We start from the raw sequence: 25,157 nt of genomic DNA on the forward strand, positions 1-25,157 counted from the left end.
CACGTCACTCCCAGCAGGAGACGAGGACAGTCATCCCGGTCCCCAGATCGGTAAGGTCAGACGGGGCCACCGCACCGGTCCGCGCGGCCTGCGCCGGGGTTACGCCGTTTGCGGAAAGAAGGCTGGCGATCCCGCTGGCGGCAAAGGCGAAATGCACATCCGCCGGAAGCGCCTTCCCGCCCTCCGCGACCTGCGGCAGAAGGACGCCGATCACCGCGCCGGTCGCGTCAATCACCGGCCCGCCCGCATCGCCCGGCAGGGCCTGCAGGGCAAGGCGCTTCAGCCCCGGCTCGCCTGCAAGGCCGGTCACCTCGGCGAGCGTGCCGAAGGTCATCACCGGGGCGGGCAGGCGATCCTCATAGGAATAGCCGGCCACCATCACCTCGGTCCCCGGGCGTTCGGGGGCGGTCTGCAACTCGGCCACCTGGGGCGGGGAAAGGGCGGTCCGGGGCGTCAGCAGCGCAAGGCCGCTGGCCGCATCCAGGTGCCGCACCGTGGCCGGAACCGTCCCGTCAAGGGTCACGCGTCCGCAGCCCGTCACAGCCTCGGCCACGGTCAGCACGGTGCCCGAGGTGTCGACGAAAAAGCCGGACCGGCTCAGCTTCGGGCGGCGCACCTCCAGCCCCGCCAGAAGCGTGCTGCGCGTCGCGTCGGGCATCACCGCCATGCCGGGGTCCAGCGCCTTGGTGGGATCGGTGGCGAAGCTCGCCTCGATCCGCTGCAGGATACGGGCATCCCGCGCTGCCTTGTCGGGGGTCGAGATCAGCATCCAGCCCTTGATGAAGCCGCCAGTCAGTTCGGCGTAGATCGTGGTGTCGACCGTGGCCGAGGTGCCGCGGATGCGGAAAGTCCGCTCGTCGCGGCTGCGCTCACCCGTCAAGGGAACCGTTTCCAGTGATTGGAGCAGGTCGTAAAGCCCGGTCAGCGCCGCCTGATCGCCGGGTTGCGAGATCAGCATCAGCCGCGGGCCTTCGCCATCGCGCGGGCGGAAATGCACGAAGGGCGGCTCGTAATGGTCGAATTCGACCAGACCCAGCGGCAGGACGGCGGTGATCCCCGCCTCGGCCTCGACCACTTCGGCAAAGCCGAAGGCGGCCAGCTCATCCCTGTAGGCCGCCAGAAGCTCGGCCCGCTGCCGGCTGGTCAGGATGCCCGTCGGCTCCAGCATGCCTTGCGCCTCCTGCCAGGCGGTCATGGCGGCACGGGTCCCGCGACCGAAGGCACCGTCGATCGCCCCCTCGTAGAAGCCGAACCAGTTCAGCGCGGTCTGCAATTCGCGGCGTTCCTCCGGGGTCAGCAGCACCTCGCTGTCCCGCGCCTCGGCGGCGCTCTCGTCGGGGATCAGGGCCGGGGCGGGATCGGGCGCAGGTGCCGCGGCCACGGCCTCCTCGCCGGGGTCCGGCAGGGTGGGCGAAACGCCCTCCGGCGGCCAGAACCGCGGGCCGAAGTCCCGCTCGAAGGCGATGAAGCTGTCGCCGGGGATCATCCCCTCGCGGCGCAGCGTCGTCAGCCTGGCCCGCGCCTCGGTCTCGGGGTAGGGCCCCAGCATCACCCCGTACCACCCCGACCGCAGCCGGAAGCCGCCGGTCTCTGGAAACAGCGCCGCCCAGGCCCGCGCGCGGTCTTCCGCTTCGGCCAGGGTTGGCTGCGCCTCGATCTGGACCCAGACCGTCTGGTCCTGCGCCATGGCCGGGCGCGGCAGGTGAAGGATGAGGACCGAAAGCAGCACCGCGCAGAAGACAACCGGAAAGAAGCGCACCTGAATGAAATCCTGCCTGTGGGTCCGACACCGCAAAGCTTAAAGGACCCGCCCGCGACGGCAAGGCCCTAACGTCACCCCCGCCCGGTTCCGGTGTCGCGCCCCGATTTGGCGAATTGACCGTCCCCGCCCCAGTGGATAGGGAAGGCGCGACCAAAAGACCCCCGAAGGGTGCCCCATGCCGCAGGACCAGACCACCCCCCGCAGCTTCCAGGAGATCATCCTGCGCCTGCAGACCTATTGGGCCGCTCAGGGCTGCGCGATCCTGCAGCCCTATGACATGGAGGTCGGCGCCGGCACCTTCCACCCGGCAACCACGCTCCGCTCGCTTGGCACCACGCCCTGGGCCGCGGCCTACGTCCAGCCCTCGCGCCGCCCGACCGACGGCCGCTATGGCGAGAACCCGAACCGCCTCCAGCACTACTACCAGTACCAGGTCATCATCAAACCCTCGCCCCCCGACCTGCAGGAGCTTTACCTCGGCTCCCTCGCCGCCATCGGCATCGACCTTGGCCTCCATGACGTCCGCTTCGTCGAGGATGACTGGGAAAGCCCGACCCTCGGCGCCTGGGGCCTGGGGTGGGAGGTCTGGTGCGACGGGATGGAAGTCAGCCAGTTCACCTATTTCCAGCAGGTCGGCGGCCATGACTGCAAACCCGTCTCGGGCGAGCTGACCTACGGGCTTGAACGCCTTGCCATGTATGTCATGGGCATCGACCACGTCATGGACATGCCCTTCAACGACCCCCAGTCGCCCATTCCTCTGACCTACGGCGACATCTTCCGCCAGACCGAGGAAGAATACTCCCGCCACAACTTCGACGGCGCCTCGACCGAGATGCTCTTCCAGCACTTCAAGGACGCCGAGGCCGAATGCCAGCGCCTTCTGGCCTTCGACGCGGACGATCCGAAGTCTGGCAAGCGCATCGTGATGGCGCACCCCGCCTATGACCAGACGATCAAGGCCAGCCACATCTTCAACCTTCTCGACGCGCGGGGCGTGATCTCGGTCACCGAACGGCAGGCCTATATCGGCCGGGTGCGCGCGCTGGCCAAGCTCTGCGCCGACGCCTTCCGCCAGACCGAGGCGGGGGCGGACCGGTGAATGTCGGGCGCATCGCCGTGGCCGCTATCATGCTGACCGCCGTCGTCGCGGGCATCGGGCTCTGGTACACAGCCGAACGGGCCTTCTACGAACCCGTCGCCTTCACCCCGGGCGAGGAAATCCGCCTCGTGCCGCTCGGCAGCGACCAGCCCGAACCGATCCTGGTCGAAGGTGTCGAAGGCACCGATGCGGCAAGCTCGCCGATCAAGTTCCGCGCCTGCTTCCGCACGCCGATGACGCTTGCGATGCTGACCGAAACCTACCGGCCCTATGAAAACGCCGTGCCCCTGAACGCACCCAGCGACTTTTCCTGCTTCGACGCCGCCGCCATCGGCGCGGCCCTGGAAACGGGCGAGGCGCTGGCCTTCCTTTCCGAACCCCACATCACCTATGGCATCGACCGCGTGGTCGTCATCACCGGCGACGGGCGCGGCTATGCCTGGCACCAGATCAACGCATGCGGACGTGAGGTCTTCGCCGGTCGCCCCGCGCCCGAAGGCTGCCCGCCCGTTCCCGAAGGACAGAACTGATGGCTGACCTCCTCATCGAACTCTTTTCCGAGGAAATCCCGGCGCGGATGCAAGCGAAGGCCCGCGATGACCTGAAGAAGCTTGTGACCGATGGCCTGGTCGAGGCCGGCCTCACCTATGCCGGGGCCGGTGCCTTCTCGACCCCGCGCCGCCTTGTCCTCTCGGTCGACGGGCTGACCGCCGAAAGCCGCCCGGTGCGTGAGGAACGCAAAGGCCCCTCGACCAGCGCGCCGCTGCCGGCGATCGAAGGCTTTCTCCGCTCGACCGGCCTGACGCTCGACCAGCTGGAACGCCGCGCCGACAAGAAGGGCGAGACCTTCTATGCCGTCGTCGAAAAGCCCGGCCGCGCGGCCGCCGAGATCGTGGCCGAGGTGCTGGAAACCGTCATCCGCACCTTCCCCTGGCCAAAGTCGATGCGCTGGGGGTCGGGGTCCTTGCGCTGGGTGCGGCCCCTGCAGTCGATCCTCTGCCTGCTGACCGACGACACCGGCGCCCATGTCGTCCCGATGGAAGTTGACGGCATCCGGGCCGGGAACACCACCGAAGGCCACCGCTTCATGGGGATGGGCCGCTTCACCGTGACCGGCTTTGACGACTACGTGGTGAAGCTGAAGCGCGCGAAGGTCGTCCTCGACACCGCCGAGCGTGAGGCCGCGATCTGGCAGGGCGCGCAGAACCTCGCCTTCGCTGCGGGGATGGAGGTCGTCCCCGACGCAGGCTTGCTCACCGAGGTCGCGGGCCTCGTCGAATGGCCTGTCCCCCTGATGGGCCGGATCGCCGACCAGTTCCTCGCCCTCCCGCCCGAGGTGCTGCAAACCTCGATGAAGGAGCACCAGAAGTTCTTCTCGGTCCGGAACCCAAGGACCGGCCGGATCGAGGGCTTCGTCACCGTGGCGAACATCGAAGCCGCCGATGGCGGGGCGGTGATCCTGAAAGGCAACCAGAAGGTCCTCGCCGCGCGGCTTTCCGACGCGAAGTTCTTCTGGGAGAATGACCTGCGGGTGGCGAAGGCCGGCATGGCCGAATGGGCCGAGGGGCTGAAGGCCGTCACTTTTCACAACAAGCTGGGGTCCCAGGCCGACCGCATCGACCGCATCGCCGCCCTCGCGCGCGAGATCGCGCCGCTGGTGGGCGCGGATGCCGATGACGCCGAGCGCGCCGCACGGCTGGCGAAGCTCGACCTCCGCTCCGCGATGGTCGGCGAATTCCCCGAGCTTCAGGGCGTCATGGGCCGCTACTACGCGCTGGAAGCGGGGGAGAAACCCGCCGTGGCCGACGCCGCCCGCGACCACTGGCGCCCGAAAGGCGAGGGCGACGCGGTCCCGACCGACCCCGTCTCGGTCGCTGTGGCGCTGGCCGACAAGATCGACACGCTGACCGGCTTCTGGGCGATTGACGAAAAGCCCACGGGGTCGAAGGACCCGTTTGCCCTGCGGAGGGCGGCGCTGGGGGTGATCCGGTTGGTGCTGGGGAATGGGGTGCGGGTTGTTGCCCGAAAACTCCTTCTTGTTCCATTTGGCGAATGGATCCATGCGAGTCTGGCCAACGAAATTGCCGCTGCAGCCGACGACACTGTGCGTCTCGAAGAGCTTTATGAAGATATGAGCGATAGACTCCCGCCAACGAGTCCCGGCGCCATCAACAGAGTAGCAGCTTCCGAGTGGAGCACAGAACTCGGTCAGTCGCAGTATGGCGATCTTGACACCCTCGTTGCGGCAGCTGGACGGCTGGATAGCAAAACAGCAGCTATGAGTGTCGACCTCCTCTCCTTTTTCCACGACCGCCTGAAAGTCTACCTCAAGGACCAAGGCGTCCGGCACGATGTCATCGACGCCTGCCTTGCCATGCCGGGTAACGACGACCTGACCCTCCTCGTCAAACGCGCCACGGCGCTTTCCGAAACGCTGAAGACCGAAGACGGGGCGAACCTCCTGCAAGGGTTCAAGCGGGCGAACAACATCCTGACGCAGGCCGAGGCGAAGGACGGTGTCGAATATTCCTTCGGCGCGGACCTGAAATTCGCCGAAACCGATGAGGAACGCGCGCTCTTCGCCGCCCTCGACCGGGCAGAGGCCACGATCACCCCCGCGATGGCGCAGGAGGATTTCGGTACCGCCATGGCCGCGATGGCCGCCCTTCGTGCCCCGATCGACGCCTTCTTCACCGCCGTGCAGGTGAACAGCGACAACCCGATCGTGCGGCGGAACCGCCTGAACCTCCTCAACCGCATCCGCACGGTCTGCTCGGGCGTCGCCGACCTCACCCGCATCGAGGGCTGACGCGAGGCCCGGCCGACCGATTCGACTGTCAGGGTTAACAGCCCTCCACCCTGCCGCGCGTAGAGACGCAAGGAAGACAGAAGGAAGACGCAAGGAAGACGCCGAAATCGGCCAGCCTTCCGGCGATTAAGCCCGCGTTCCCAGCCACTTGCACCCGCTCCGTACGTCCTGCGGCGGGGCGATCAGAAACTGCCCGATTATTCGTCATCAAACTGACATGTCACGCTTGATTGACAGGGGTTTCCGCGTATTCTGCGCCCGAACATGGTGCTGCAGTGCAGAAACACGACCCGATCCCGGACTTTGTCCTGATCTCGCCCTCGGCGCAGATCGCGACCGCCAGCCACGGCTGGCGGGCGAAGTGCCTGCAGCGCCTCGTCCGGCTTGACCTTCCGGTGCCGAAATCCGTCGCCATGCCCGCCACCACCGTCCGCGCCATCGCTGCCGGGCATGGGGTGGATGCTATTGGAATCCTTGACAGTTTTGGCGACGGCCCGCTCATCTCCGTGCGCCCTTCGCCCGCCAATCCCGACTGGGGCGGGCCGGCGACGATCCTGAACATTGGCCTCAACGCCAAGCGTCACGCCCGCCTTGCCGAGACGCATGGCGAGGCGGCGGCGGATGCCCTCTACCTCCGTTTCATCCAGGCCTACGCGATCCATGTCGCGCGCCTTGACCCCGATGTCTTCGACGGTCTGAAACCCGGTCCGGGGGCCTTGCGTGAGGCTTTGCGGCATTACGAGGTCGAGACCGACGAACCCTTCCCCGAAGACCCCGCCCGTCAGCTGTCCGAGGTCCTCCGCTCCATGGCCCGCGCCTGGGAAGGCACCTCCGCCCGCCTTCTGCGTCAGGCGAAGGGGGCACCAGATGAAGCGGCTTTGGGCCTTGTCGTGCAGGAAATGGCACAAGGGATAGGGCAGGGGATTTCCGGCTCGGGCGTGATCCAGTTCGTCGACCCGGTCACCGGCCAGCCCCATATCATCGGTCGCTACCTTGGCCAAAGCCAGGGCCGCGATGCCCTGAAGACGACCGAAGCGCTCTACCTCACCCGCGACCCGCGCGGCCCTTCGCTGGAGGATGTGGCACCCGAGATCTTCGCCACTCTCGTCGCCCATGGTGCCACCTGCCGGGCGCGGCTGCGGGAAGAGATGCAGATCGAATTCACCATTGAAGACGGCAGGTTAGCCGTTCTTGATGCAGTAAAGGTGCAACGCTCGGCCCGTGCCGGTCTGCGCATCGCCGTGGCCCTGGCCGAAGATGGCGTGATCGAGAAGGAGGAAGCGATCCTCCGCGTCGAGCCGCAGGCGCTGTCGGAACTTCTCCACCACCAGGTCGACCCGCGCGGCACCCGCGACGTGATCGCAAAAGGCATCGCCGCCTCGCCCGGCGCGGCGACGGGCAGGCTTGTCTTCTCGTCCTCCGCCGCGCAGGCCAGCGCCTCGAAGGGGGAGCCTTGCATCCTCGTGCGCCGCGAAACCTCGCCCGAGGATATCCGGGGCATGCATTCCTCGGCCGCCGTGCTGACCGAACGGGGGGGGATGACCAGCCATGCCGCGGTGATCGCGCGGGGTCTTGGCCTGCCTTGCGTTGTGGGTGCGTCGGACATGCGGCTGGACACGCGCGACAAGAAGCTGACCGCCGCCGATGGCCGCGTCTTCCGGGAAGGCGATGTCGTCACGCTGGACGGCTCGAAAGGCGAGGCGCTGGCCGGGGCGGCCGAGATGCTGCCCCCCGCGCTCGACGACAGCTTCCGCCGGCTTCTGAGCTGGGCCGACGCGGTGCGCGACATCGGGGTGCGCGCCAATGCCGACACCCCGGCAGACGCCGAGACGGCGCGCAAGTTCGAGGCCGAGGGGATCGGTCTTTGCCGGACCGAGCACATGTTCTTCGATGAAGACCGGCTGATCGTGATGCGCGAGATGATCTTCGCCGACACGCCGACCGACCGTGCCGCGGCGCTTACCCGGCTTTTGCCGATGCAGCGCGCCGACTTCGTGCAACTCTTTGAAATCATGCAGGGGCTTCCGGTCTGCATTCGTCTGTTCGACCCGCCGCTGCACGAATTCCTGCCCCTAGATCGCGAAGGGTTGCGGGACCTTGCCGAGGCGCTGGACCGCCCACTCTCGGAAGTCACCCGCCGCGCTGAGGCGCTGACCGAGGTGAACCCGATGCTGGGCATGCGGGGCGTGCGGCTGGGCGTCGTCCTGCCGGAGATCTACGACATGCAGGTTCAGGCGATCTTCGAGGCGACGCTGGAAAGCGCCCGCCGCGGCGCGCCGGTGGTGCCCGAGATCATGATCCCCCTCGTCAGCGCCCGGCGCGAGGTGGAACTGGTCAAGACCCGGATCGATGCGGTCGCGGCCCTTGTCCGCACCCGGGCCGGGGCCGATTTCGACTACAAGCTGGGGGTCATGGTCGAAACCCCGCGCGCCGCCCTTCGCGCGGGCGAGATTGCCCAGCACGCAGCCTTCCTGTCCTTCGGGACGAACGACCTGACTCAGATGACCTATGGCCTCAGCCGCGACGACGCCGGGCGCTTTATGAACTCATATGTAAGGCTTGGGGTCTATCCCGAGGACCCGTTCCATATCCTTGACGTCGACGGGGTGGGCGAGCTTCTGCACATCGGCGCCGAGCGCGGGCGGCGGACAAGGTCCGACCTGACGCTGTCGATCTGCGGCGAACATGGTGGCAACCCGGAGTCCATTGCCTTCTGCCGGAATGCCGGGTTCGACTATGTTTCCTGCTCGCCGTTCCGGGTTCCGATGGCCCGACTCGCAGCGGCGCACCAAGCACTCGCCGATAGGGCGAAAACTGTTTAAAATAAGCGGCTTGCCGGATTTTCCTCAGGTGGACGCATTCATTTTTCGGCGAGTTTCTGCCGAACACAGTGCCAATTCAGTTGTAATTCTGCAACAGTAGTAGACCCAGCAAATGCTTTCCCCTACCTCGCCGCCTGCTTGCACGGCGGGGGAACTTCCGCCGGAACGACAACAACGACGGAAGTGCAGAATGATCGTTTTCCAAGTGGCCCGCGCAGTTGCGCTCGTGGCGGCGACCGGCCTTGGCGATGGGTCCGAGCCGGTTGCCGACCGGTTCGCGGCCGCCCTTGCCCCGGTCGTGGCGATGGTCCCCGATGCCTCCCTTTCGATCCCGCCCTACACGCTTGCCCCCGTGTCGGCCTCGGCCCTGACCGATGGTCTGACGGAGGACTGGCTGATGGCGCAGCCCACCCCAGAGGGCAACGCCGAATGGCAATGCCTGACCGAGGCGATCTATTTCGAGGCCCGTGGCGAAAGCCTGGAAGGCCAGATCGCGGTGGCCGAGGTCATCCTGAACCGGGTGGACAGCCCGCTTTACCCGCGCACCGTCTGCGGCGTCGTGCGCCAGCGCGGCAGCGGCGGGTGTCAGTTTTCCTACATCTGCGACGGCCGCACCGACCGGATGCGCGAGAAGGGGGCCGCGGACCTTGCCGGGCGGATCGCCCGGGCGATGCTGGATGGTGCCCCGCGCCTGCTGACCGAAGGGGCCACGCATTTCCACACCCGCTCGGTCCGGCCCAGCTGGTCACGGCGCTATGCCCATACCACAACGATCGGTGCGCATCTCTTCTACCGCAAGGCCGGGTTCAGCGGCTGATGTCGCCGGGCGGGGTCCGGGTGCCGCCTGCGCACTTGGTATCCTGCGCCCGCGTGCTATGAAGCGCGCGACAGACGGAAGGGCCGAGCCATGACCACTACCGACATCGAGCTTGCCTTCGCCCATCCCGAAGACCGGGCCGAGGCTTCGGCCTCGACCGATCCGCGTGACCGCATTTCGCTGCGCGACCATATCGTCGAGGCCGATATCGGTGCTTTCCAGAAGGAACGGGGGCACCGGCAGCGGCTGCGCTTCAATGTCGTGGTCGAGGTCAGGCCGGTCACCGAACCCCTCATGGACGATGTCGACCGCATCCTGAGCTATGACCGGATCACCGAGGCGATTGCCGCCGAACTGGCAGCCGAACGGCTGAACCTCCTGGAGACGCTGGCCGAGCGGGTGGCCGACCGGATCCTTGCCGAAGCCGCGGCGATGCGGGTCTTCATCCGGATCGAGAAGCTGGACGTGGGGCCCTATGCGCTGGGGGTCGAGATTGCCCGGTCCCGCGCCGCCCGGCCGCAACTCGCTGTCGATGACGGGGTGCACCCGCTGGTCGTCTTCCTGGACAATGCCGCCATCGCGGCGGCGGATCTTTCGGCGCGGCTCGACGCCTTGCAGGCACGCGGGATGCCGCTGATCCTGACCGTGGGCCTTCCCGACCTGCCGCGTCCCGTGACGGGCCACAAACCGACCCAGCGGCGGATCGACCTTCTGGCCATCGAGCAGAACGCCTGGACCCTTGCGGCCCGCGATGCGCGCTGCGTCGTCGTTGCCACGCGGACCGAGATCGTGTGGGCGATGCGGCGCGGGCAGACGGTGGTCTGGGCTCCGTCAAAGCTGGTCCTTGATGCCGTCGACGGGCCGCAGGGGACCGCGCCGGTCAGCCTGGCGCTGTGGCTGGCTGAAACGATGGGCGCCTCGGGGCTGATCGTTCACGGAGATGTTGCCGTTCCGGCAGGAAGCCGCATCCCGGTAAGCCGGGCCTGAGCCTTCCCTCTTGCCAAGCGGGCGGGCTTCGGCCAATCGGATGGGATGGATTATTTCAGACCGATTGCGATGACCGATCTGGCCCGCCCGGCCAAGGCCTATACCTTGGCCGGAGGGTGGTGCTGGTTTGACCGGGTCGAAGTCCTGTCCCGCACCGCGCCGCCCCGGCTGATCGTGGCCCGGGATTGCCCGCAAGACGTCCTCCTTCGGCTGACCGCGCCTCGGCCCGATTTCGCCGGCCTGTCGATGGACCGGCCGAGGCTGATGGGCATCCTGAACGTGACGCCGGACAGCTTTTCGGACGGGGGCGAATTCGCCTCGATCGACGCGGCGGTCGCGCATGGCCGGTACATGGCCAAGGCCGCCGAGATCCTGGACATCGGCGGCGAAAGCACCCGGCCTGGGGCGCAGGACGTGCCGGTCGCGACCGAGATCGCCCGCACCGCCCCGGTGATCGAGGCGCTGCGGGCCGGTGGCCTGCGCGGCCCGATCTCGGTCGACACGCGGAAGGCGATGGTGGCGATTTCGGCGATCCGGGCCGGGGCGACGCTGGTCAACGATGTCTCTGGCCTTGCGTTCGACCCCGCCCTTGGGCCGTTCATCGCCCAGCAGGGCGTGCCGATGGTGCTGATGCACGCGAAGGGCACGCCGCAGACGATGCAGGATGACCCGCGTTATGCCGATGTGCTGCTGGACGTCTATGACGATCTGGAGGCCCGCCTGATCTGGGCCGAACAGATGGGGATCCCGCGCGCACGGGTCGCGATCGATCCGGGCATCGGCTTCGGCAAGACCTCGGCACACAACCTCGCCCTGATTCGGCGGATCTCGATGTTTCACGGTCTGGGCTGCCCGATCCTGCTGGGCGCCTCGCGGAAGCGGTTCATCGGGTCGATCGGCGGGGCCGAGGCGCCTGCGGCCCGCGTTCCCGGTTCTTTGGCCGTGGCGCTGGAAGGCTTTGCCCAAGGTGTCCAGATCACCCGTGTGCATGACGTGGCTGAAACCCGGCAGGCCCTGCGGCTGTGGCAGGCGACGCGGGAGGATGGGCTCGGGGGGGGACCGGCATGACGCGCAAGCTTTTCGGGACCGATGGGGTGCGCGGGCGGGCGAACAGCTGGCCGATGACGGCGGAACTCGCGCTTAAGCTGGGGGCTGCCGCCGGGCGGTATTTCCGCCGTGACGGGTCGTCTGCGCATCGTGTGGTGATCGGCAAGGACACCCGGCTTTCCGGCTATATGCTGGAAAACGCGCTGACGGCGGGGCTGACCTCGACCGGCATGAACGTGCTTCTGGTTGGACCCGTGCCGACACCGGCGGTGGGCTACCTCACCCGCTCGATGCGCGCCGATCTTGGGGTCATGATCTCGGCCAGCCATAACCCGCACCAGGACAACGGGATCAAGTTCTTCGGCCCGGACGGGTTCAAGCTGAGTGACGCGGCCGAGGCCGAGATCGAGGCCATGGTGGAAGGCGAGGTCACCCCTGCCAAGCCCGAGAACATCGGCCGCGCCAAGCGGATCGAGGACGGGCGGGGACGCTATCAGGAGTTCGTCAAGACCAGCTTCCCGACGGGCCTGCGGCTGGACGGGCTGAAAGTGGTGGTCGATTGCGCCAACGGGGCGGCCTACCGTTGCGCGCCCGAGGTTCTGTGGGAGCTTGGCGCCGAAGTGATCCCGGTGGGCGTCGCGCCGAACGGCACCAACATCAACGACCGCTGCGGATCGACCCATACTGAGACGGCGGCCGAGGCGGTCGTGGCGCATGGCGCGCATGTGGGCATCAGTCTCGACGGCGATGCCGACCGGGTGATGATCCTGGGCGAGACGGGCCGGGTGGCCGACGGCGATCAGATCATGGCCCTTCTCGCTGCCCGTTGGGCCGAGGAAGGACGCCTTGCCGGGGGCGCGCTGGTCGCCACGGTGATGTCGAACCTGGGGCTGGAGCGGTTCCTGGCCGCGCGCGGCCTGCGGCTGGAGCGGACAGCGGTCGGCGACCGTTACGTCGTGGAACGGATGCGGGAAGGCGGCTTCAACCTCGGGGGCGAACAGTCGGGCCACATCGTGATGACCGACTATGCCACCACCGGCGACGGGCTGATCGCGGGGCTGCAGTTCCTGGCCGAGATGGTCCGCACCGGCCGCGCCGCAAGTGACCTGACCCGGAGCTTCGAGACCGTGCCGCAGCTTCTGAAGAACGTCCGCTTCACCGACGGCGCAAGGCCCCTGGAGGCCGAGGCGGTGCAGGACGTCATCCGCGCCAGCGAGGAAAGGATCGCCGGCAAGGGCCGGCTCCTGATCCGCAAATCCGGGACCGAGCCCCTCGTGCGGGTCATGGCGGAATGCGAGGACGAGGACCTTCTGGCCGAGATCGTCGACGGTATTGTCGAAGCGGTTCGCAGCTCTCTGCAATCCGGCTCGGCTTCCCGGACTGCCTGACCGGCAGCCCGGGCGACAGGCCGCCGTTATTCCGAGTCCAGCTTCGTCCAGCCTTCGCCGGGGTTGAAGCTGTCGATCGCGCCGGCGACATCAAGCGTCGCCTCGCCGAGGTTGGCCTCGTAGATCTGGCCGCTTTCGCCCATCATGAAGCTCATCACGCCGGACTGGCCCGGTTCGGCAGGATAGGCGAGAAGCGCGTGGCCCGAGACCATGTTGCCGTTGACCATGTAGTCATAGGCGCCACCGGGGGCGGCTTCGCCCTGCCGGGTCAGGATGCGGAAGAAGTAGCCCAGAAATGGCACCGGGGCCTGGTCCACGCCATCGATGCTTACCCCGTCGGCGGCGGCCTGGGCCATGAAGGCGCCGATCGGGCTTTCGGGCGTGCCTTCCTCGGGCGGCCAGTAAAGACCGTCGCGCTGGCCGGGGGTGGAAAGGATCGAGGAAGCGAACTCCATCACGCCGTCGCCGTCATAATCGACCTGCCGGAATGCCGCCTGAACCTCGACCGCGCGCTCCATGAGTGCGATCACGTCGAGCTCGTTCATCCCGATCCGCCGCGCCAGGATTTCCTCGCGCGAGCCTTCGACGTCGAAGCTCCAGCCTGCCTCGGATTTCGTCATCGCCACGGGGAAGGGCCAGAGCGTGCGGCCGATGTGAAGTTCGGCGCGGTTGTCTCCCGCAGTCACGATCTGGTGCTCCGTGCCAAATTCGGCAAGGAAGCGTTCGCGGGCCTCGGCGTCTTCGTCGGCATCGCCGGAACTGATCAGGTCTTCCGACTCTGGCCCGAAGATCGTGAGCAAGGCAGCGCGGTCCTGAGCCTGCAGGGCCGCGACCAAGGCTTTGGACGCGGCTTCGGGCGAGGCGAAGATGGCCGGTTCGGCCAGGACCATGCCTGTCGAGACAAACAGGGCAGCAAGCGCAGATGGGAGCGGTTTCATGAAGCGTGCCATCTCAGCGGTTCCCCTTCAGGCTCTTGTTGCCGCGCAGCGAGGCCGCACCTGCCCGGTTCCCCGACGAGGGAAGATAGACCGGCGCGGCCTTCTTTTTCGAGACGTTGAGATTGCCTTTGGCAGCGGCGGGTTTCTTCGGCTTGGCAATCGACTTCGGTATTGTGTTGGCGGGCTTTGCCGCCTTGTTGGTCGGTTTCGAGACCTGGGGCAGCTTGACCGAAGGCTTGGCAGACTTGTTGACCTTCCCCAGATCGGCCTTCCCTGTCACGGCGGGCAGTGTCGCGACCCCGCCTCCCGTGCCCCGATTGACCTTGGCCTTAGCGATCTTTTCGCGCGCGGCGTCGCGGCTGGCATCGGATGGCTTGAAGCTGCCATCTTTCCTGTTGCTCAGGCGGTCCGAGTCGACATCGCCCAGCCGACCGGGCAGGGTTGCCGGAAGGGTCGTCGGGCGTTCAAAGTTGCCCAGACCGCCGTTGCCGTTGCCAATCCCGCCATTGCCGATCCCGCCGTTGCCGATACCGTTGCCGATGTCGATCCCGCCGCCAATGTCGTTGCCGTTCCCGTTCCCGATGTTGATGCCGTTGTCGATGTTGATGTCGCCGTCCCAGTCGATGCTGTTGCCGCCGCCATTCCCGCCGTACCAGTGGTTCCAGTCGTCGTCCCAGTCGTCATCGTCAAAGATCTCGTCGATGATGACGGCGCTGCCCCAGATGATCGCGCCGGTGGCGAGATAGTCGTCCCAGTCGTTCTCGTCTGTGACGTAGATGGGAGTGGCCGGCGCGGGCTGGGTGTAGACCGTTTCGGTATACTGCGGCACATAGACCACCTCGGGGTTGGCCGAGCTGATGGTGATGCTGCCGCTTTCCGGGTCTTCCTCGACCGTCATCGCCTCGTTGTCTTCAAGGTAGCCGTTCAGCTTGGCCTGCGCCCGCAGCCGCTGCAGCGAGGCCAGCACGTCATCGGTCTGGGCGATCACCGCATTGCCGGTCTGTTCGGTCCAGTCCATGTGCTCGGCCATGCGCGAGACGAGTTCAGGAAACCCGGCCGCAAGTTCCTTGACCGGGTCCGCCCAGTCCTGTTCGGCGACAAGCGCGCTGCGGGCCTTGTCGTCAAGCCCCGCGTTCTTGAGAAGGAACCGGTCAGCCTTCAGCACATCGACCGGATAGGTCGAGGCCATCAGGACCTGGGCAAGAAGCGGATCGGGATAAAGCGCGACCGGCGCCATCATGGTGTCGAGGTCCTCGGCAGAGAAGACCGATGCGCCTGCGGTCGCTTCCTCCGGCGCTGCCGTCGCCTCTTGCGCCAGCACGGCGGGAGGGAAGGCAAGGGTTGTGCCCAGAAGGAGGGCCATCAGCGTCATGCCGGTTGCGGTTCGCATCGTGATCCTCGCTGGGTGCCGAAAGGTAAACGCATGCTAGCAACTCTCCTTCCAAGGTGAATAGGACCTTCTGCTTATGCGCTGTCGGCAGAACCGCGTTTGCTGTCGTGCTTTGGCCGGGCGGGCTGAATGAGATCGGACCGGAGGATTGCTCCCCCGGCCCGACATTCCGGATTCGCTTGACGGGCGCAGGTCAGTTCCGCGCGCGGTCGACCATCTTGCCCTTGGCGATCCAGGGCATCATGGCGCGCAGCTTCTCGCCGACTTTCTCGATCTGGTGCTCGTCGTTGATCCGGCGGGTCGCCTTGAAGAAGGGCTGGCCGACGGCGTTTTCCTGCATGAAATCGCGGACGAACTTGCCGGTCTGGATGTCGGTCAGGACCGCCTTCATCCGGGCCTTCGTCTCAGCGTAAGGCAGGATGCGCGGGCCGGAGACATACTCGCCGTATTCGGCGGTATTCGAGATCGAGTAGTTCATGTTGGCGATGCCGCCTTCGTAGATCAGGTCCACGATCAGCTTTACTTCGTGCAGGCACTCGAAATAGGCCATTTCCGGCTCATAGCCCGCTTCGACCAGCGTCTCGAAGCCCATGCGGATCAGCTCAACCAGGCCGCCGCAGAGGACCGCCTGTTCACCGAAGAGGTCGGTTTCGCATTCCTGACGGAAGTTGGTCTCGATGATCCCCGAACGCCCGCCGCCGATGGCCGAGCAGTAAGAAAGGCCGATTTCCATCGCCTTGCCGGTCGCATCCTGGTGGACGGCCACGAGGCAGGGGACGCCGCCGCCCTTGGTGTATTCGCCACGGACGGTGTGGCCGGGGCCCTTGGGGGCCATCATGATGACGTCGACGCCTTTCTTCGGCTCGATCAGGCCGAAGTGCACGTTCAGGCCGTGAGCGAAGGCGATGGCGGCGCCTTCGCGCAGGTTGTCGTGGACATACTGCTTGTAGGTTGCGGCCTGAAGCTCGTCGGGCATGGTGAACATGATCAGGTCGCACCAGGCGGCAGCCTCGGCGATGCCCATGACCTTGAGGCCCTCACCTTCGGCCTTCTTCGCCGAGGGCGAACCCGGGCGCAACGCCACGACGACGTTCTTCGCACCGGAATCGCGCAGGTTCAGCGCATGGGCGTGGCCCTGGGAGCCATAGCCGAGAATGGCGACCTTCTTGTCCTTGATCAGGTTCACATCGCAGTCGCGGTCGTAGTAAACGCGCATCGGGCGTCCTCCATTGGTGTTGATGGCGGCAAGGTAGGCAATTCTGCGCTGCAACTTGTGCAATCTTTGACGCTGGACGAGTTTTCTGCGAAAACTCATGCACGAAGTCACGTTGTTCCGAAAATATCATGAAACTCGATGATACCGATCGGCGTATCCTTCGGTACTGGCTGGCCGAGCCGGGGCTGGAGCGCGCGGCACTCGCGGCCCGCGCCGGGGTCACACCTGCCACGCTGTGGCGGCGGCTCGACCGGTTGCGCGCGGGCGGCGTGATCCGGGCGGAAGGGGCGCTCATCGACTGGCGGGCCATGGGGTATGAGGTCGAGGTCAGCCTGCGCTTCACGCTCGACAAGACCAACCCCCGGGCCTTCGACGAATTCATCGCGGCCGCGCGCGAGGTGCCGGAGGTCATCGCCATCGAGACCTTCCTTGGCCGGGTTGACGTGCGCCTGAACGTGATCGCCCGCGACATGAGCCATTGGACCGGGATCTACCGCGACCGCATCCTCACGCTGCCCCATATCGCCGAGGTCGAGGCGCTGATGCTGGTGTCGACGATCAAGGAAACCGGGGGGATGCCGCTGTGATTGATCTGGATGACATCGACCGGGCAATCCTGCGGGAGCTGGTGGCCGACGGCACGCTTTCGGCGGGTGAGCTAGGCCGTCGGTTGGGCCTGTCGCAACCGGCGACTTGGCGGCGCGCCCGTCGGCTGGAAGAGGCGGGGGTACTGAAGGGCCTTGCGGTAGAGGTTGACCGTGAGAAGCTGGGGTTCGGGGTGACGGTGTTCCTGGGGGTGAAGCTTGCCACGAAGGGGCGGGTCAGCCTTGAAGACTTCGAACGCGCGGTGCAGGCGATCCCCGAAGTTCAGGTGGTGCAGCACGTGCTGGGGCTTTTCGACTATCGCCTGCGGGTGGTCGCCCGCGACATCGCGGATTTCGAACGCGTCCTGCGCCGACGGATCATGACCTTGCCGGGCGTGGGCAACGTCGAGGCGAATGTCCTTCTGACCGAAGAACGTCGCCCCGGACCCTTGGGAGTGGCGGAAACGGTCGGGAAACGGTGATTGTCGCCGGGTAGGGTCGGGCTGCTCCTCGTCGCATTTCATGCGCTCGTCGCGAGGAGAAGACGAAGTCGCACGACAAGCAGCCAGAGAGAAGCCATGAAGATCGCAAAGCTGGAAACCTTCGACACGCCCTTCGTCTGCTTTGTGAAGGTGACGGCCGACACGGGCGATGTGGGCTGGGGACAGACCTCAACCTATCAGGCCGACCTGACCGCCGAGGTCTTCCATCGCCAGATTGCCCCGCATGCACTGGGAACCGGGGTCGCCGACCTTGAGGACACGTTGCGCCTGATCTACGAGCGCGAGCACAAGTTCCCCGGCAGTTACCTTCGCCGGGCACAGGCTGGGCTCGACACTGCGGTCTGGGACCTGCGGGGCAAAGTTGCGGGAAAGCCGGTTGTGACGCTGCTGGGTGGGTCGCCCGGCAAGGTGCGGGCCTACGCCAGTTCGATGAAGCGCGACATCACGCCCGAGGATGAGGCCGCGCGTTTCGTCAAGCTGCGGGACACCTTCGGCTTTGACGCCTTCAAATGGCGTGTCGGCGCGGAATGCGGTCGCGACCGGGACGAATGGCCGGGGCGGACAGAAGCAGTTATTCCCATTGTTTCCAAGGCACTCGGCGATGGAGTTGAGAAACTGGTTGATGGCAATTCCTGCTATTCGCCCGCGCGCGCCATCGCAGTTGGCCGGATGCTGGAAGACCACGGCATCGGCCATTTCGAGGAACCCTGTCCCTACTGGGAGGTCGACCAGACCGCCGAGGTCCGCGCGGCCCTGTCGCTCGATGTGGCCGGGGGCGAGCAGGATTGCGAGTTGACCGCCTGGCAGTTGGCCATCGAGCACAAGGCGGTCGACATCCTGCAGCCCGACATCATGTACCTTGGCGGCATCTGCCGGACGCTGGAGGTCTGCCGGATGGGCGAGAAGGCAGGCCTGCCGATCACGCCCCATGCGGCGAACCTTGGCCTGGTCACGATGTGCACGATGCACCTCTTGCGCGCGATCCCGAATGCCGGGAAGTATCTGGAATTCTCGATCGAGGGATTAGATTACTACCCTTGGCAGGACGGCCTGTTCCTCGGTGATCCCTACCGGATCGAGGACGGCCATGCCACTGTCACCGACGCCCCCGGCTGGGGTATCGAGATCAACCCCGACTGGCTGGCCCGCGCCCGCCACCGCGTTTCGGAAAGGACCTGAGAATGCCCGGATTGCACGCCCATATCGACCCCGAGGGGCTGGAGGAATTCTCGGTCGTCTTCACCGACCGCAGCCTCAACCACATGTCGGCCCGTTTCCAGCAGGCGATGCGCGAAGTCTCGGGCATGCTGAAGGAGGTCTACAGGGGCAGCGCCGTGGCGCTTGTCCCCGGCGGCGGAACCTATGCGATGGAGGCGGTCGCGCGCCAGTTCGGGCAGGGCCGGGTGCTGATCGTCCGGAACGGCTGGTTCAGTTTCCGCTGGACGCAGATCTTCGACGCCGGTGGCTTTGCGACCGAGACGACCGTGGTGATGGCGCGCCAGCAAGGGAACCACGCCCAGGCCCCCTATGCGCCCCCGCCGATCGACGAAGTTGTGGCGAAGATCCGTGAGGTGCGGCCCGACGCGGTCTTTGCGCCCCATGTCGAGACCAGCGCCGGGATCATCCTGCCGGACGATTACATCACCCGGATGGCCGCCGCCGCGCATGAGGTGGGGGCGCTGATGGTGCTCGACTGCATCGCAAGCGGGTGCATCTGGGTGGATATGGAGGCCACCGGAGTCGACGTGCTGATCTCGGCCCCGCAGAAAGGCTGGTCGGCCTCTCCCTCCGCCGGGGTGGTGGTGATGAGTCCCCGGGCCGAGGCGCGGCTGGCCGAGACCACGTCGAACAGCTTTGCCGTGGACCTGAAGAAGTGGCGCGCGATCATGGAGGCCTATGAAAAGGGCGGCCATGCCTATCATGCGACGATGCCAACCGATGCGATCATGGGCTTCCGCGACGCGATGGTCGAGACGAAGGCGATGGGCTTTGCCGAAGCCAAGGCCGCGCAATGGGCGCTGGGGCGGGCGGTGCGCGGGATGATGGCCGAAAAGGGCGCGCCTTCAGTGGCGGCCGAGGGCTTCCAGGCGCCGGGCGTGGTCGTCAGCTACACCACGGAGCCCGAGATCCAGAATGGCGCGAAGTTCCGGGCGGAAGGCGTGCAGATCGCCGCCGGCGTACCGCTTCAGGTGGGTGAGGGACCGGAGTTCCGCACCTTCCGGCTGGGACTCTTCGGCCTCGACAAGCTGAAGGATGTGGACGCGACCGTGGCCCGGCTGAAGCGGGCCGTCGACGCCGTGATGTAAAGCGAACAGGCCGGAGAGGAACTCTCCGGCCTGCGCGTTACGGTCTGTGCGTTTCTGACCTGTAAGGTCGGAAATCACTGGGCGCCAATGATCGCCTTGACCGCACCAGCCGGATTCGCGCCCGAGCTGAGGTTCTCCGAGTTCGAGAAGAGGCTGACCAGCTGCGCGTATTGGGCGTTGGTCAGGTTGGACAGGTCCGCATCGGGAACCAGCGTCAGGATCTTCGCCGTCAGCGCGGCCGACAGGGGAACCGGGGCCTCTTGGGCGATGGCGGCAAAGCCGGATACGGCGACCAAGGCAGAGGCGAGAAGCAGATGTTTCATGATGTAACCCTTTGATTTTGTTTTGGCGCCCTTTGCGTTGGGCGGTAGAGCGAAGATGGGTCTTGGCGTGCGGAAAGGAAAATCACGCCTTGCTCGCTGCGCTTCGCCGGAATGTGACCGGTCGTGGGTCTTGTGCGCGAAATCCCGGAATTCTCACGGAGAAACGTGAAAACTGCCGCGCTTTTGCTCACGAAGTCGGTCCGGGATCCGTCCGCATGGTCCGCTTGAGACAGCACTGTGCAGAAGTGCACAAATCTGCTTCACCGCAATGTCCGAAGACCTACGCCAAGCCCCGCCCGCATCAAAGTCTGGCGCACCGGGGCAGCGGAGTAGAGCAGCCCGAGCGCCTGCATCCGCAGGTCACGCAAGGGCTGGGCGCCGGCCATCGACGCCCGGTTCAGGATGTCAATGCCGGTCACCCGGGCCTGCACCTCAAGGTGCCGCCGCTTATGGTAGGCGTCGGTCACCGCAGAAACGCCGGGATCGTCGCGATGCTGTGCGGCAAGGTCCAGAAGACAGGTCAGGTCCGCCAGGCTCATGTTCAGCCCCTGCGCGCCGATGGGGGGCACGACATGCGCGGCCTCGGCCAGAAGGACGGTGCGCGTGGCAGCCATCCGGTCGGCGATCTGGCTGATGATCGGCCAGACCGACCGCCGGGTCAGCAGTGTCAACGGGCCAAGGACGCCGGAGGACCGTGCCGTCATCTCGGCTTCGAAATCAGGGACGGGAAGGCCGACCAGGCGCGCGATCTCAGGCCCCGTCTCCATCCAGACCACGGCCGAGGCGGGGCGGCCATCGCGGTCGGGCAGGGGAACCAGAGTGAATGGCCCGCCCGAACGATGAACCTCGGTCGAGACATTCTCATGCGGCAGGTCGTGGCCTACGGCGAAGGCCAGCGCCTTCTGGCCGTAGCGATAGGTCCGTGCGCCGATCCCGACGGCTTCGCGCACGGGCGAGTTGCGACCATCTGCGCCGACGACAAGCCTGGCGGTGACCTGCGTGCCATCGGTCAGCGTCACCAGGGCGGCGGAGTCGCGCACCAGCATCCGGGCGAAACCGACCCCGGGCCGGAAGCTCACAAGCGGCAGCTCGCCAAGCCGTGCCACCATTTCGCGCCGGAGCAGCCAGTTCGGCAGGTTCCACCCGAACGGCTGGTCCGAAATCTCGGCGGCATCGAAGTCCTTTATGAGGCGCGCCACCGGCTCGGCTCCGCCGGCGTCGATGATCCGCATCACCTGCAGGGGCGCCGCATGAGGGGCCAGCCGGTCCCAGAGACCGGCCTCGCTCAGAACCCGGATCGAGGGCCGCAGGAATGCCGTCGTGCGAAGGTCCGCCCCGTCATCCGCGGCATCGGTCACGGGGGGCGTCGGATCGACACAGATCACCCGAAACCCGGCCGAACCAAGTGCTGCCGCAGCCGAAAGGCCTGCGACACCACCACCAGAAATCAGGATATCCGCTGTCTCACGCATCTGACCCACCTCTGCCAGCAAAGCTTAGGCCGCCGGTGCGGAAAGGACCAGAGGACAGCTTGTCCCGCGACCGTTCGTCAGGGCAGCGTGATCCAGATCAGCAGCACGAACATCACCGGCACAAAGGCAACCGCCGTCACCACCAGCGCCGCAAGGCCCCAGGCCTGTACGGCGAGGACCAGAGCGGTCAGAAGGATGACGATCAGGTAATAGACGGTGTCGATCTCGCGCTCGATCTCGCGGACGACACGGCCGATCACAGGAAGGGCGCGCAGCACGCGGCCGGCGGGCGAAGGGATGTAGGCGGTCGCTGTGGCGGTCATCGTCGTCTCCTGCGGTTTTCGAGGAGATAGGGCGTGCTTGGCGAAAGGTCAGGGGCTGTGACGTTCCGTCACTCCACCAGGCCTGCAAGGAAGGCGGCAAGGTCGCTCGTGTGGTGATGGATGTGCGGCGCAGGCTGAGCTGCGGGGGCGACATGGACGGTCTGCATCCCCAGCGCATGTGGCACCAGCAGGTTGCGGCTGTCATCCTCGAACATCGCGGCAGAGGTCGGGTCAAGCCCGTCAAGGCCAAACACAGTGGCAAAGGCCTCGGCCGCGGGCTTGGGGTGAAAGCGCGCATGTTCGACGCCGTAGACCGCGTCGAACCGGCCGGAAAGCCCCCGCGCGGCAATCACCCGTTCGGCATAGGGCTGGCACGCGTTGGTGTAGACGATCTTGCGTCCGGGCAGGGCGGCGATGGCGTCGGACAGGGCGGGATCGGGGGCCAGCACGCTGAAGTCGATGTCATGCACCTCGTTCAGGTAGGGGCCGGGTTCGACGTCATGCTCGGCCATCAGGCCGGCCAGGGTGGTGCCATAGGTGGCCCAGTAATGCGCGCGCAGATGGTCGGCCCGCGCCCGGTCCACCTGCAAGGCGCGCATCACCCAGTCGGTCATCCTGACCTCGATCTGGTCGAAAAGGCGCATGTGCGGCGGGTAAAGCGTGTTGTCGAGGTCAAAGACCCAGGTCGTGACGCGGTTGAAGGCTTCCTTCGGCATGCGCGGGATCTAGCCCGGCCTGCCAGCCTTGGGAAGGGTTGATTGCGGGTCGCGAGAGGCGGTAGGGTCCGGCAACGCGCATAACGGGGGCCAAAGCCGGTGCAGAAAGATGCCTATACGCTGATCCTCGAGGCGATCGAGGCGGGTGATTACAAGCCCGGCGATCGCCTGGTCGAAAGCGAACTGGCCGAACGGCTGGGCGTAAGCCGCACCCCGGTGCGCGAGGCGCTGCAGCGGCTGGAAACCCAGGCGATGCTGACGCGGGACGGGCGCAGCCTGATCGTGGCCAGTCTTGACCACAACCAGCTTGCCGATCTCTACACCGTCCGGACCGAGCTTGAGGGCCTCGCCGCCCGGCTTGCCGCCCGTCATGCCACACCGGAAGAGGTGCGGGTCCTGCGCAGCATGGTGGCAGAGGACCGCGCGCTGCTGGGCGGCGATCCGCGCCAGCTCAGCCGGGCGAACAAGCGGTTTCACAAGCAGATCCACCTCGCCAGCCACAACCGCTTCCTCGTCCAGCAGCTTGACCTCGTGCATCGGTCGATGGCGCTGATGGCGAACACCTCCTTCGCCGCCGAAGGGCGTGACGAGGTGGCGCTGGTCGAACACGACCAGATCGTTGCGGCCATCGAGGCGGGTGACGGCGAGGCCGCCTATCAGGCGCTGAAGATGCACATCAGCCGTGCCTTCGAGACCCGGCTAAGGGTCGAGGCGGGCGAGCTTCGGCTGCGCTAGCACTGCTTTCCGCGCAATTGCCGGTACCGGATCGGCCACATGGTCGAAAAGCCCATGCGTGGTCTTGTCCCAGTAGAATGGCTTCGTCACCAGTTCGAGGACGGCCTTGTAGGCGGCGACGGTTGCCAGCGGGAAGTAAAGCTTCATGGTCGGCACCCACCAGGCCGAAAGCCTATGGCCAGTCCGCCGGATGCCGACGATCCCGACGGTAAGGTTCGCAGCCTCGGACAGAAGAAAAGCGGCCAGCAGCGCCCAGAAGGCCGCGGGCGGAAGCATCGTCAGAAGCGGATGATCAAAGCCAAAGGGCACGAGGAGAAGCGACCACATCAGCGGTGCCAGCAGGAACTGGGCGATGGTGCCAAGGAACATGACCTGGAACCCGATGAAGGCGCGGGGACCAAGCTGACACCACAGAAGCCCCGGGTCGCGCATGTGGACGGCCCAGGTCATGATGTAGCCCTTGATCCAGCGTGACCTCTGCTTGATCCAGGGCAGCGTTCGACAGTTCGCTTCTTCCATGGTGACGGTATTGATCAGTTCGGTCCGGTAGCCGTGCCGCGCGAGGCGAACACCCAGATCGGCATCTTCGGTCACGTTATGTGCGTCCCACCCACCCAGTCGGTCCAGAATCCTGCGGCGAAAGAACAGTGTCGTACCGCCAAGCGGCACCACCAGCCCCAGCCGGGCGATGCCGGGAAGGATCAGCCGGAACCACCCCGCATATTCGATGGTGAAGCACCGTGAGAGCCAGTTCGTGCGCGGGTTGTAATAGTCCAGCACCCCTTGCAAACAGGCCACTTTCGGGCCGGCGGAGCGGAAGCGCGCCACCACTTGGCGGATCTGGTCCGATTCTGGCGCATCCTCGGCGTCATAGATACCGACGATCGCGCCCCAGGCATGGTCAAGCGCGTGGTTCAGCGCGCGCGGCTTGGTTCTGACCTCGCCCTCCGGCACGATGATGATCCGCATCCAGGGGGGCAGTTCTGCCGCATCAAGCGCCTCTCTCGTCATCTGGTCGCCGGCCTCAACGGCGAGGATAACGTCGAGAAGATGTTCGGGGTAATCGAGGCGCGCAAGGCGGCGGACCAGACGGCCTGCAATGTCGCTTTCCCGATACAGCGCCACGATGATCGACACGGTCGGATCATCCGGGGCGGGATCGGTGGCCGGCCTGAACGACTGCCCCGAGAGCGCGGCAATCGTGGCCGCGAACTTCAGTGCAACGAGAGCGAGCAGGGAAAGCAACGAGAAGACCAGCAGAACCAGACCCGTGGCGACGGGTGCCACAAGCAGCAGGATCGCCAGCAGGACCAGACAGGTGATCACTTTCGGTGCCTTGGTCAGACGGGGCCAGTTGCGGCAGCTTTCGCCGGAGGGAACGCGGAACTCTGCCGCGCGGGCAAGCTCGTCACCGCGCAGCGCGTGTATGGCACCGACGATGTCGCGCGCCGGGGCGAGGCCGGCGCAGACCGGGCCAAGCCGCGCCTCCAGTTGGGGACGAAGTTCTGCGAAGGTTTCGGGTCGGGACAGCGCGATCACGGTGACATCTCCCACCCGCCGCCACGGCACAAGGCCGTGGCGCAGGCACATCTCGGCCCCAAGGGCGTCGATCAGGCGGGGATCTGGCAGCACTTCCGCGATGCGGACTTGCCGCAGTCCCCAGGCCTGCGCCTCTGCCTCCAGCAGCGAGTCCTCGTCGACAAAGCCGCGCGCGCGCAGCACTTCGGGCAAACGGGCGGCTTCCCGGCCGTGATGGGCCAGCGCCTGAAGTATCTCGTCAGAGGTGACCCGGCCGCTGCGCAGAAGTGCGGCTGCGACAGGACGGCGCCGCGCGACAGGTCGCTGCGGCGCGGTACAGTCCTGCTGGCCTGCCTTCGACTGCATTCCCCCTCCGGTTTGACCGCAGGAGAAAGCATG

General features: G+C 66.3%; 22 protein-coding genes. 13 read left to right on the top strand and 9 right to left on the bottom strand.

Annotated features, from left to right (window positions below; translation table 11 throughout):
* Positions 1–4: 4 nt before the first annotated feature.
* Positions 5–1,759 (bottom strand): trypsin-like peptidase domain-containing protein, encoded by a 1,755-nt coding sequence (locus AC2D9V_RS16210; RefSeq protein WP_484715143.1) that lies wholly within the window; start codon positions 1,757–1,759, stop codon positions 5–7.
* A 178-nt stretch (positions 1,760–1,937) separates the two neighbouring features.
* On the opposite strand from AC2D9V_RS16210, the gene AC2D9V_RS16215 reads away from it, so the two are divergent.
* From AC2D9V_RS16215 to glmM, 8 genes are all read left to right on the top strand, one after another.
* The gene (locus tag AC2D9V_RS16215; RefSeq protein ID WP_484715144.1) at positions 1,938–2,864 is read left to right on the top strand and encodes a glycine--tRNA ligase subunit alpha; all 927 of its coding nucleotides are present in this window, start codon (positions 1,938–1,940) and stop codon (positions 2,862–2,864) included.
* Positions 2,861–3,394, top strand: coding sequence for a DUF6446 family protein (locus AC2D9V_RS16220; protein WP_484715145.1), 534 nt, complete (start codon positions 2,861–2,863; stop codon positions 3,392–3,394). The genes AC2D9V_RS16215 and AC2D9V_RS16220 overlap by 4 nt, the downstream gene beginning before the upstream one ends.
* Complete coding sequence (gene glyS / locus AC2D9V_RS16225; RefSeq protein ID WP_484715146.1) at positions 3,394–5,673, top strand: glycine--tRNA ligase subunit beta; 2,280 nt, start codon at positions 3,394–3,396, stop codon at positions 5,671–5,673. Before AC2D9V_RS16220 ends, glyS begins: the two co-directional genes overlap by 1 nt.
* Before the next feature lie 275 nt (positions 5,674–5,948).
* Entirely contained in the window at positions 5,949–8,495 is a 2,547-nt protein-coding gene (locus AC2D9V_RS16230) for a putative PEP-binding protein (protein ID WP_484715147.1), read from the top strand.
* Between the two features lie 190 nt (positions 8,496–8,685).
* Positions 8,686–9,312, top strand: a complete 627-nt coding sequence (locus AC2D9V_RS16235; RefSeq protein ID WP_484715148.1) for a cell wall hydrolase — start codon at positions 8,686–8,688, stop codon at positions 9,310–9,312.
* 90 nt (positions 9,313–9,402) lie between these two features.
* Positions 9,403–10,299, top strand: a complete 897-nt coding sequence (locus tag AC2D9V_RS16240; RefSeq protein ID WP_484715149.1) for a dihydroneopterin aldolase — start codon at positions 9,403–9,405, stop codon at positions 10,297–10,299.
* 45 nt (positions 10,300–10,344) lie between these two features.
* Positions 10,345–11,367 carry a dihydropteroate synthase gene (gene folP, locus AC2D9V_RS16245; protein WP_484715150.1) on the top strand — a complete coding sequence of 341 codons (1,023 nt, stop codon included), beginning with the start codon at positions 10,345–10,347 and terminating at the stop codon, positions 11,365–11,367.
* Positions 11,364–12,734: a phosphoglucosamine mutase gene (gene glmM, locus AC2D9V_RS16250; RefSeq protein WP_484715151.1), complete on the top strand. Its 1,371-nt coding sequence runs from the start codon at positions 11,364–11,366 to the stop codon at positions 12,732–12,734. The genes folP and glmM overlap by 4 nt, the downstream gene beginning before the upstream one ends.
* A gap of 26 nt (positions 12,735–12,760) precedes the next feature.
* Here glmM and AC2D9V_RS16255 read toward each other — a convergent pair whose 3' ends face one another.
* The 3 genes from AC2D9V_RS16255 to ilvC all read right to left on the bottom strand — a co-directional run bounded on the left by AC2D9V_RS16255 (position 12,761) and on the right by ilvC (position 16,278).
* Positions 12,761–13,672, bottom strand: a complete 912-nt coding sequence (locus AC2D9V_RS16255) for a DUF2950 domain-containing protein (RefSeq protein WP_484715152.1) — start codon at positions 13,670–13,672, stop codon at positions 12,761–12,763.
* Positions 13,673–13,685: 13 nt separating this feature from the next.
* Entirely contained in the window at positions 13,686–15,062 is a 1,377-nt protein-coding gene (locus tag AC2D9V_RS16260) for a DUF3300 domain-containing protein (RefSeq protein ID WP_484715153.1), read from the bottom strand.
* 193 nt (positions 15,063–15,255) lie between these two features.
* A complete protein-coding gene (ilvC, locus tag AC2D9V_RS16265; RefSeq protein ID WP_484715154.1) occupies positions 15,256–16,278 on the bottom strand; it encodes a ketol-acid reductoisomerase in 1,023 nt (340 codons plus the stop codon).
* Between the two features lie 128 nt (positions 16,279–16,406).
* On the opposite strand from ilvC, the gene AC2D9V_RS16270 reads away from it, so the two are divergent.
* The 4 genes from AC2D9V_RS16270 (at position 16,407) to AC2D9V_RS16285 (ending at position 19,671) form a co-directional block, all read left to right on the top strand.
* Positions 16,407–16,865 carry an Lrp/AsnC family transcriptional regulator gene (locus tag AC2D9V_RS16270; protein WP_484715155.1) on the top strand — a complete coding sequence of 153 codons (459 nt, stop codon included), beginning with the start codon at positions 16,407–16,409 and terminating at the stop codon, positions 16,863–16,865.
* Positions 16,862–17,344, top strand: a complete 483-nt coding sequence (locus AC2D9V_RS16275; RefSeq protein ID WP_484715156.1) for an Lrp/AsnC family transcriptional regulator — start codon at positions 16,862–16,864, stop codon at positions 17,342–17,344. Before AC2D9V_RS16270 ends, AC2D9V_RS16275 begins: the two co-directional genes overlap by 4 nt.
* A gap of 96 nt (positions 17,345–17,440) precedes the next feature.
* The gene (locus AC2D9V_RS16280) at positions 17,441–18,544 is read left to right on the top strand and encodes a mandelate racemase/muconate lactonizing enzyme family protein (protein ID WP_484715157.1); all 1,104 of its coding nucleotides are present in this window, start codon (positions 17,441–17,443) and stop codon (positions 18,542–18,544) included.
* A gap of 2 nt (positions 18,545–18,546) precedes the next feature.
* Positions 18,547–19,671 carry an aminotransferase class V-fold PLP-dependent enzyme gene (locus tag AC2D9V_RS16285; protein WP_484715158.1) on the top strand — a complete coding sequence of 375 codons (1,125 nt, stop codon included), beginning with the start codon at positions 18,547–18,549 and terminating at the stop codon, positions 19,669–19,671.
* Positions 19,672–19,745: 74 nt separating this feature from the next.
* Here the strand turns inward: AC2D9V_RS16285 and AC2D9V_RS16290 are convergent, their stop codons facing one another.
* The 4 genes from AC2D9V_RS16290 to AC2D9V_RS16305 all read right to left on the bottom strand — a co-directional run bounded on the left by AC2D9V_RS16290 (position 19,746) and on the right by AC2D9V_RS16305 (position 22,505).
* Positions 19,746–19,994 carry a hypothetical protein gene (locus AC2D9V_RS16290; RefSeq protein ID WP_484715159.1) on the bottom strand — a complete coding sequence of 83 codons (249 nt, stop codon included), beginning with the start codon at positions 19,992–19,994 and terminating at the stop codon, positions 19,746–19,748.
* 260 nt (positions 19,995–20,254) lie between these two features.
* A complete protein-coding gene (locus AC2D9V_RS16295) occupies positions 20,255–21,466 on the bottom strand; it encodes a UbiH/UbiF family hydroxylase (RefSeq protein WP_484715160.1) in 1,212 nt (403 codons plus the stop codon).
* A 77-nt stretch (positions 21,467–21,543) separates the two neighbouring features.
* Positions 21,544–21,789 (bottom strand): hypothetical protein, encoded by a 246-nt coding sequence (locus AC2D9V_RS16300; protein ID WP_484715161.1) that lies wholly within the window; start codon positions 21,787–21,789, stop codon positions 21,544–21,546.
* Between the two features lie 68 nt (positions 21,790–21,857).
* Positions 21,858–22,505 carry a pyrimidine 5'-nucleotidase gene (locus AC2D9V_RS16305; protein WP_484715162.1) on the bottom strand — a complete coding sequence of 216 codons (648 nt, stop codon included), beginning with the start codon at positions 22,503–22,505 and terminating at the stop codon, positions 21,858–21,860.
* Between the two features lie 99 nt (positions 22,506–22,604).
* Between AC2D9V_RS16305 and AC2D9V_RS16310 the strand changes: the two genes are divergently transcribed.
* Complete coding sequence (locus AC2D9V_RS16310) at positions 22,605–23,240, top strand: GntR family transcriptional regulator (protein WP_484715163.1); 636 nt, start codon at positions 22,605–22,607, stop codon at positions 23,238–23,240.
* Here AC2D9V_RS16310 and AC2D9V_RS16315 read toward each other — a convergent pair.
* Positions 23,205–25,124 carry a glycosyltransferase gene (locus AC2D9V_RS16315; protein ID WP_484715164.1) on the bottom strand — a complete coding sequence of 640 codons (1,920 nt, stop codon included), beginning with the start codon at positions 25,122–25,124 and terminating at the stop codon, positions 23,205–23,207. The genes AC2D9V_RS16310 and AC2D9V_RS16315 overlap by 36 nt on opposite strands.
* Positions 25,125–25,157: the final 33 nt, after the last annotated feature.

The organism is Tabrizicola sp. T46 (genome assembly GCF_057219895.1).

Coding starts and splice junctions, on each gene's coding strand:
- AC2D9V_RS16215 (WP_484715144.1), top strand. CDS start 1,938: ATGCCGCAGGACCAGACCACCCCCCGCAGCTTCCAGGAGATCATCCTG.
- glyS (WP_484715146.1), top strand. CDS start 3,394: ATGGCTGACCTCCTCATCGAACTCTTTTCCGAGGAAATCCCGGCGCGG.
- AC2D9V_RS16235 (WP_484715148.1), top strand. CDS start 8,686: ATGATCGTTTTCCAAGTGGCCCGCGCAGTTGCGCTCGTGGCGGCGACC.
- AC2D9V_RS16240 (WP_484715149.1), top strand. CDS start 9,403: ATGACCACTACCGACATCGAGCTTGCCTTCGCCCATCCCGAAGACCGG.
- folP (WP_484715150.1), top strand. CDS start 10,345: ATGGATTATTTCAGACCGATTGCGATGACCGATCTGGCCCGCCCGGCC.
- glmM (WP_484715151.1), top strand. CDS start 11,364: ATGACGCGCAAGCTTTTCGGGACCGATGGGGTGCGCGGGCGGGCGAAC.
- AC2D9V_RS16255 (WP_484715152.1), bottom strand. CDS start 13,672: ATGAAACCGCTCCCATCTGCGCTTGCTGCCCTGTTTGTCTCGACAGGC.
- AC2D9V_RS16260 (WP_484715153.1), bottom strand. CDS start 15,062: ATGCGAACCGCAACCGGCATGACGCTGATGGCCCTCCTTCTGGGCACA.
- ilvC (WP_484715154.1), bottom strand. CDS start 16,278: ATGCGCGTTTACTACGACCGCGACTGCGATGTGAACCTGATCAAGGAC.
- AC2D9V_RS16270 (WP_484715155.1), top strand. CDS start 16,407: ATGAAACTCGATGATACCGATCGGCGTATCCTTCGGTACTGGCTGGCC.
- AC2D9V_RS16280 (WP_484715157.1), top strand. CDS start 17,441: ATGAAGATCGCAAAGCTGGAAACCTTCGACACGCCCTTCGTCTGCTTT.
- AC2D9V_RS16285 (WP_484715158.1), top strand. CDS start 18,547: ATGCCCGGATTGCACGCCCATATCGACCCCGAGGGGCTGGAGGAATTC.
- AC2D9V_RS16290 (WP_484715159.1), bottom strand. CDS start 19,994: ATGAAACATCTGCTTCTCGCCTCTGCCTTGGTCGCCGTATCCGGCTTT.
- AC2D9V_RS16295 (WP_484715160.1), bottom strand. CDS start 21,466: ATGCGTGAGACAGCGGATATCCTGATTTCTGGTGGTGGTGTCGCAGGC.
- AC2D9V_RS16300 (WP_484715161.1), bottom strand. CDS start 21,789: ATGACCGCCACAGCGACCGCCTACATCCCTTCGCCCGCCGGCCGCGTG.
- AC2D9V_RS16305 (WP_484715162.1), bottom strand. CDS start 22,505: ATGCCGAAGGAAGCCTTCAACCGCGTCACGACCTGGGTCTTTGACCTC.
- AC2D9V_RS16315 (WP_484715164.1), bottom strand. CDS start 25,124: ATGCAGTCGAAGGCAGGCCAGCAGGACTGTACCGCGCCGCAGCGACCT.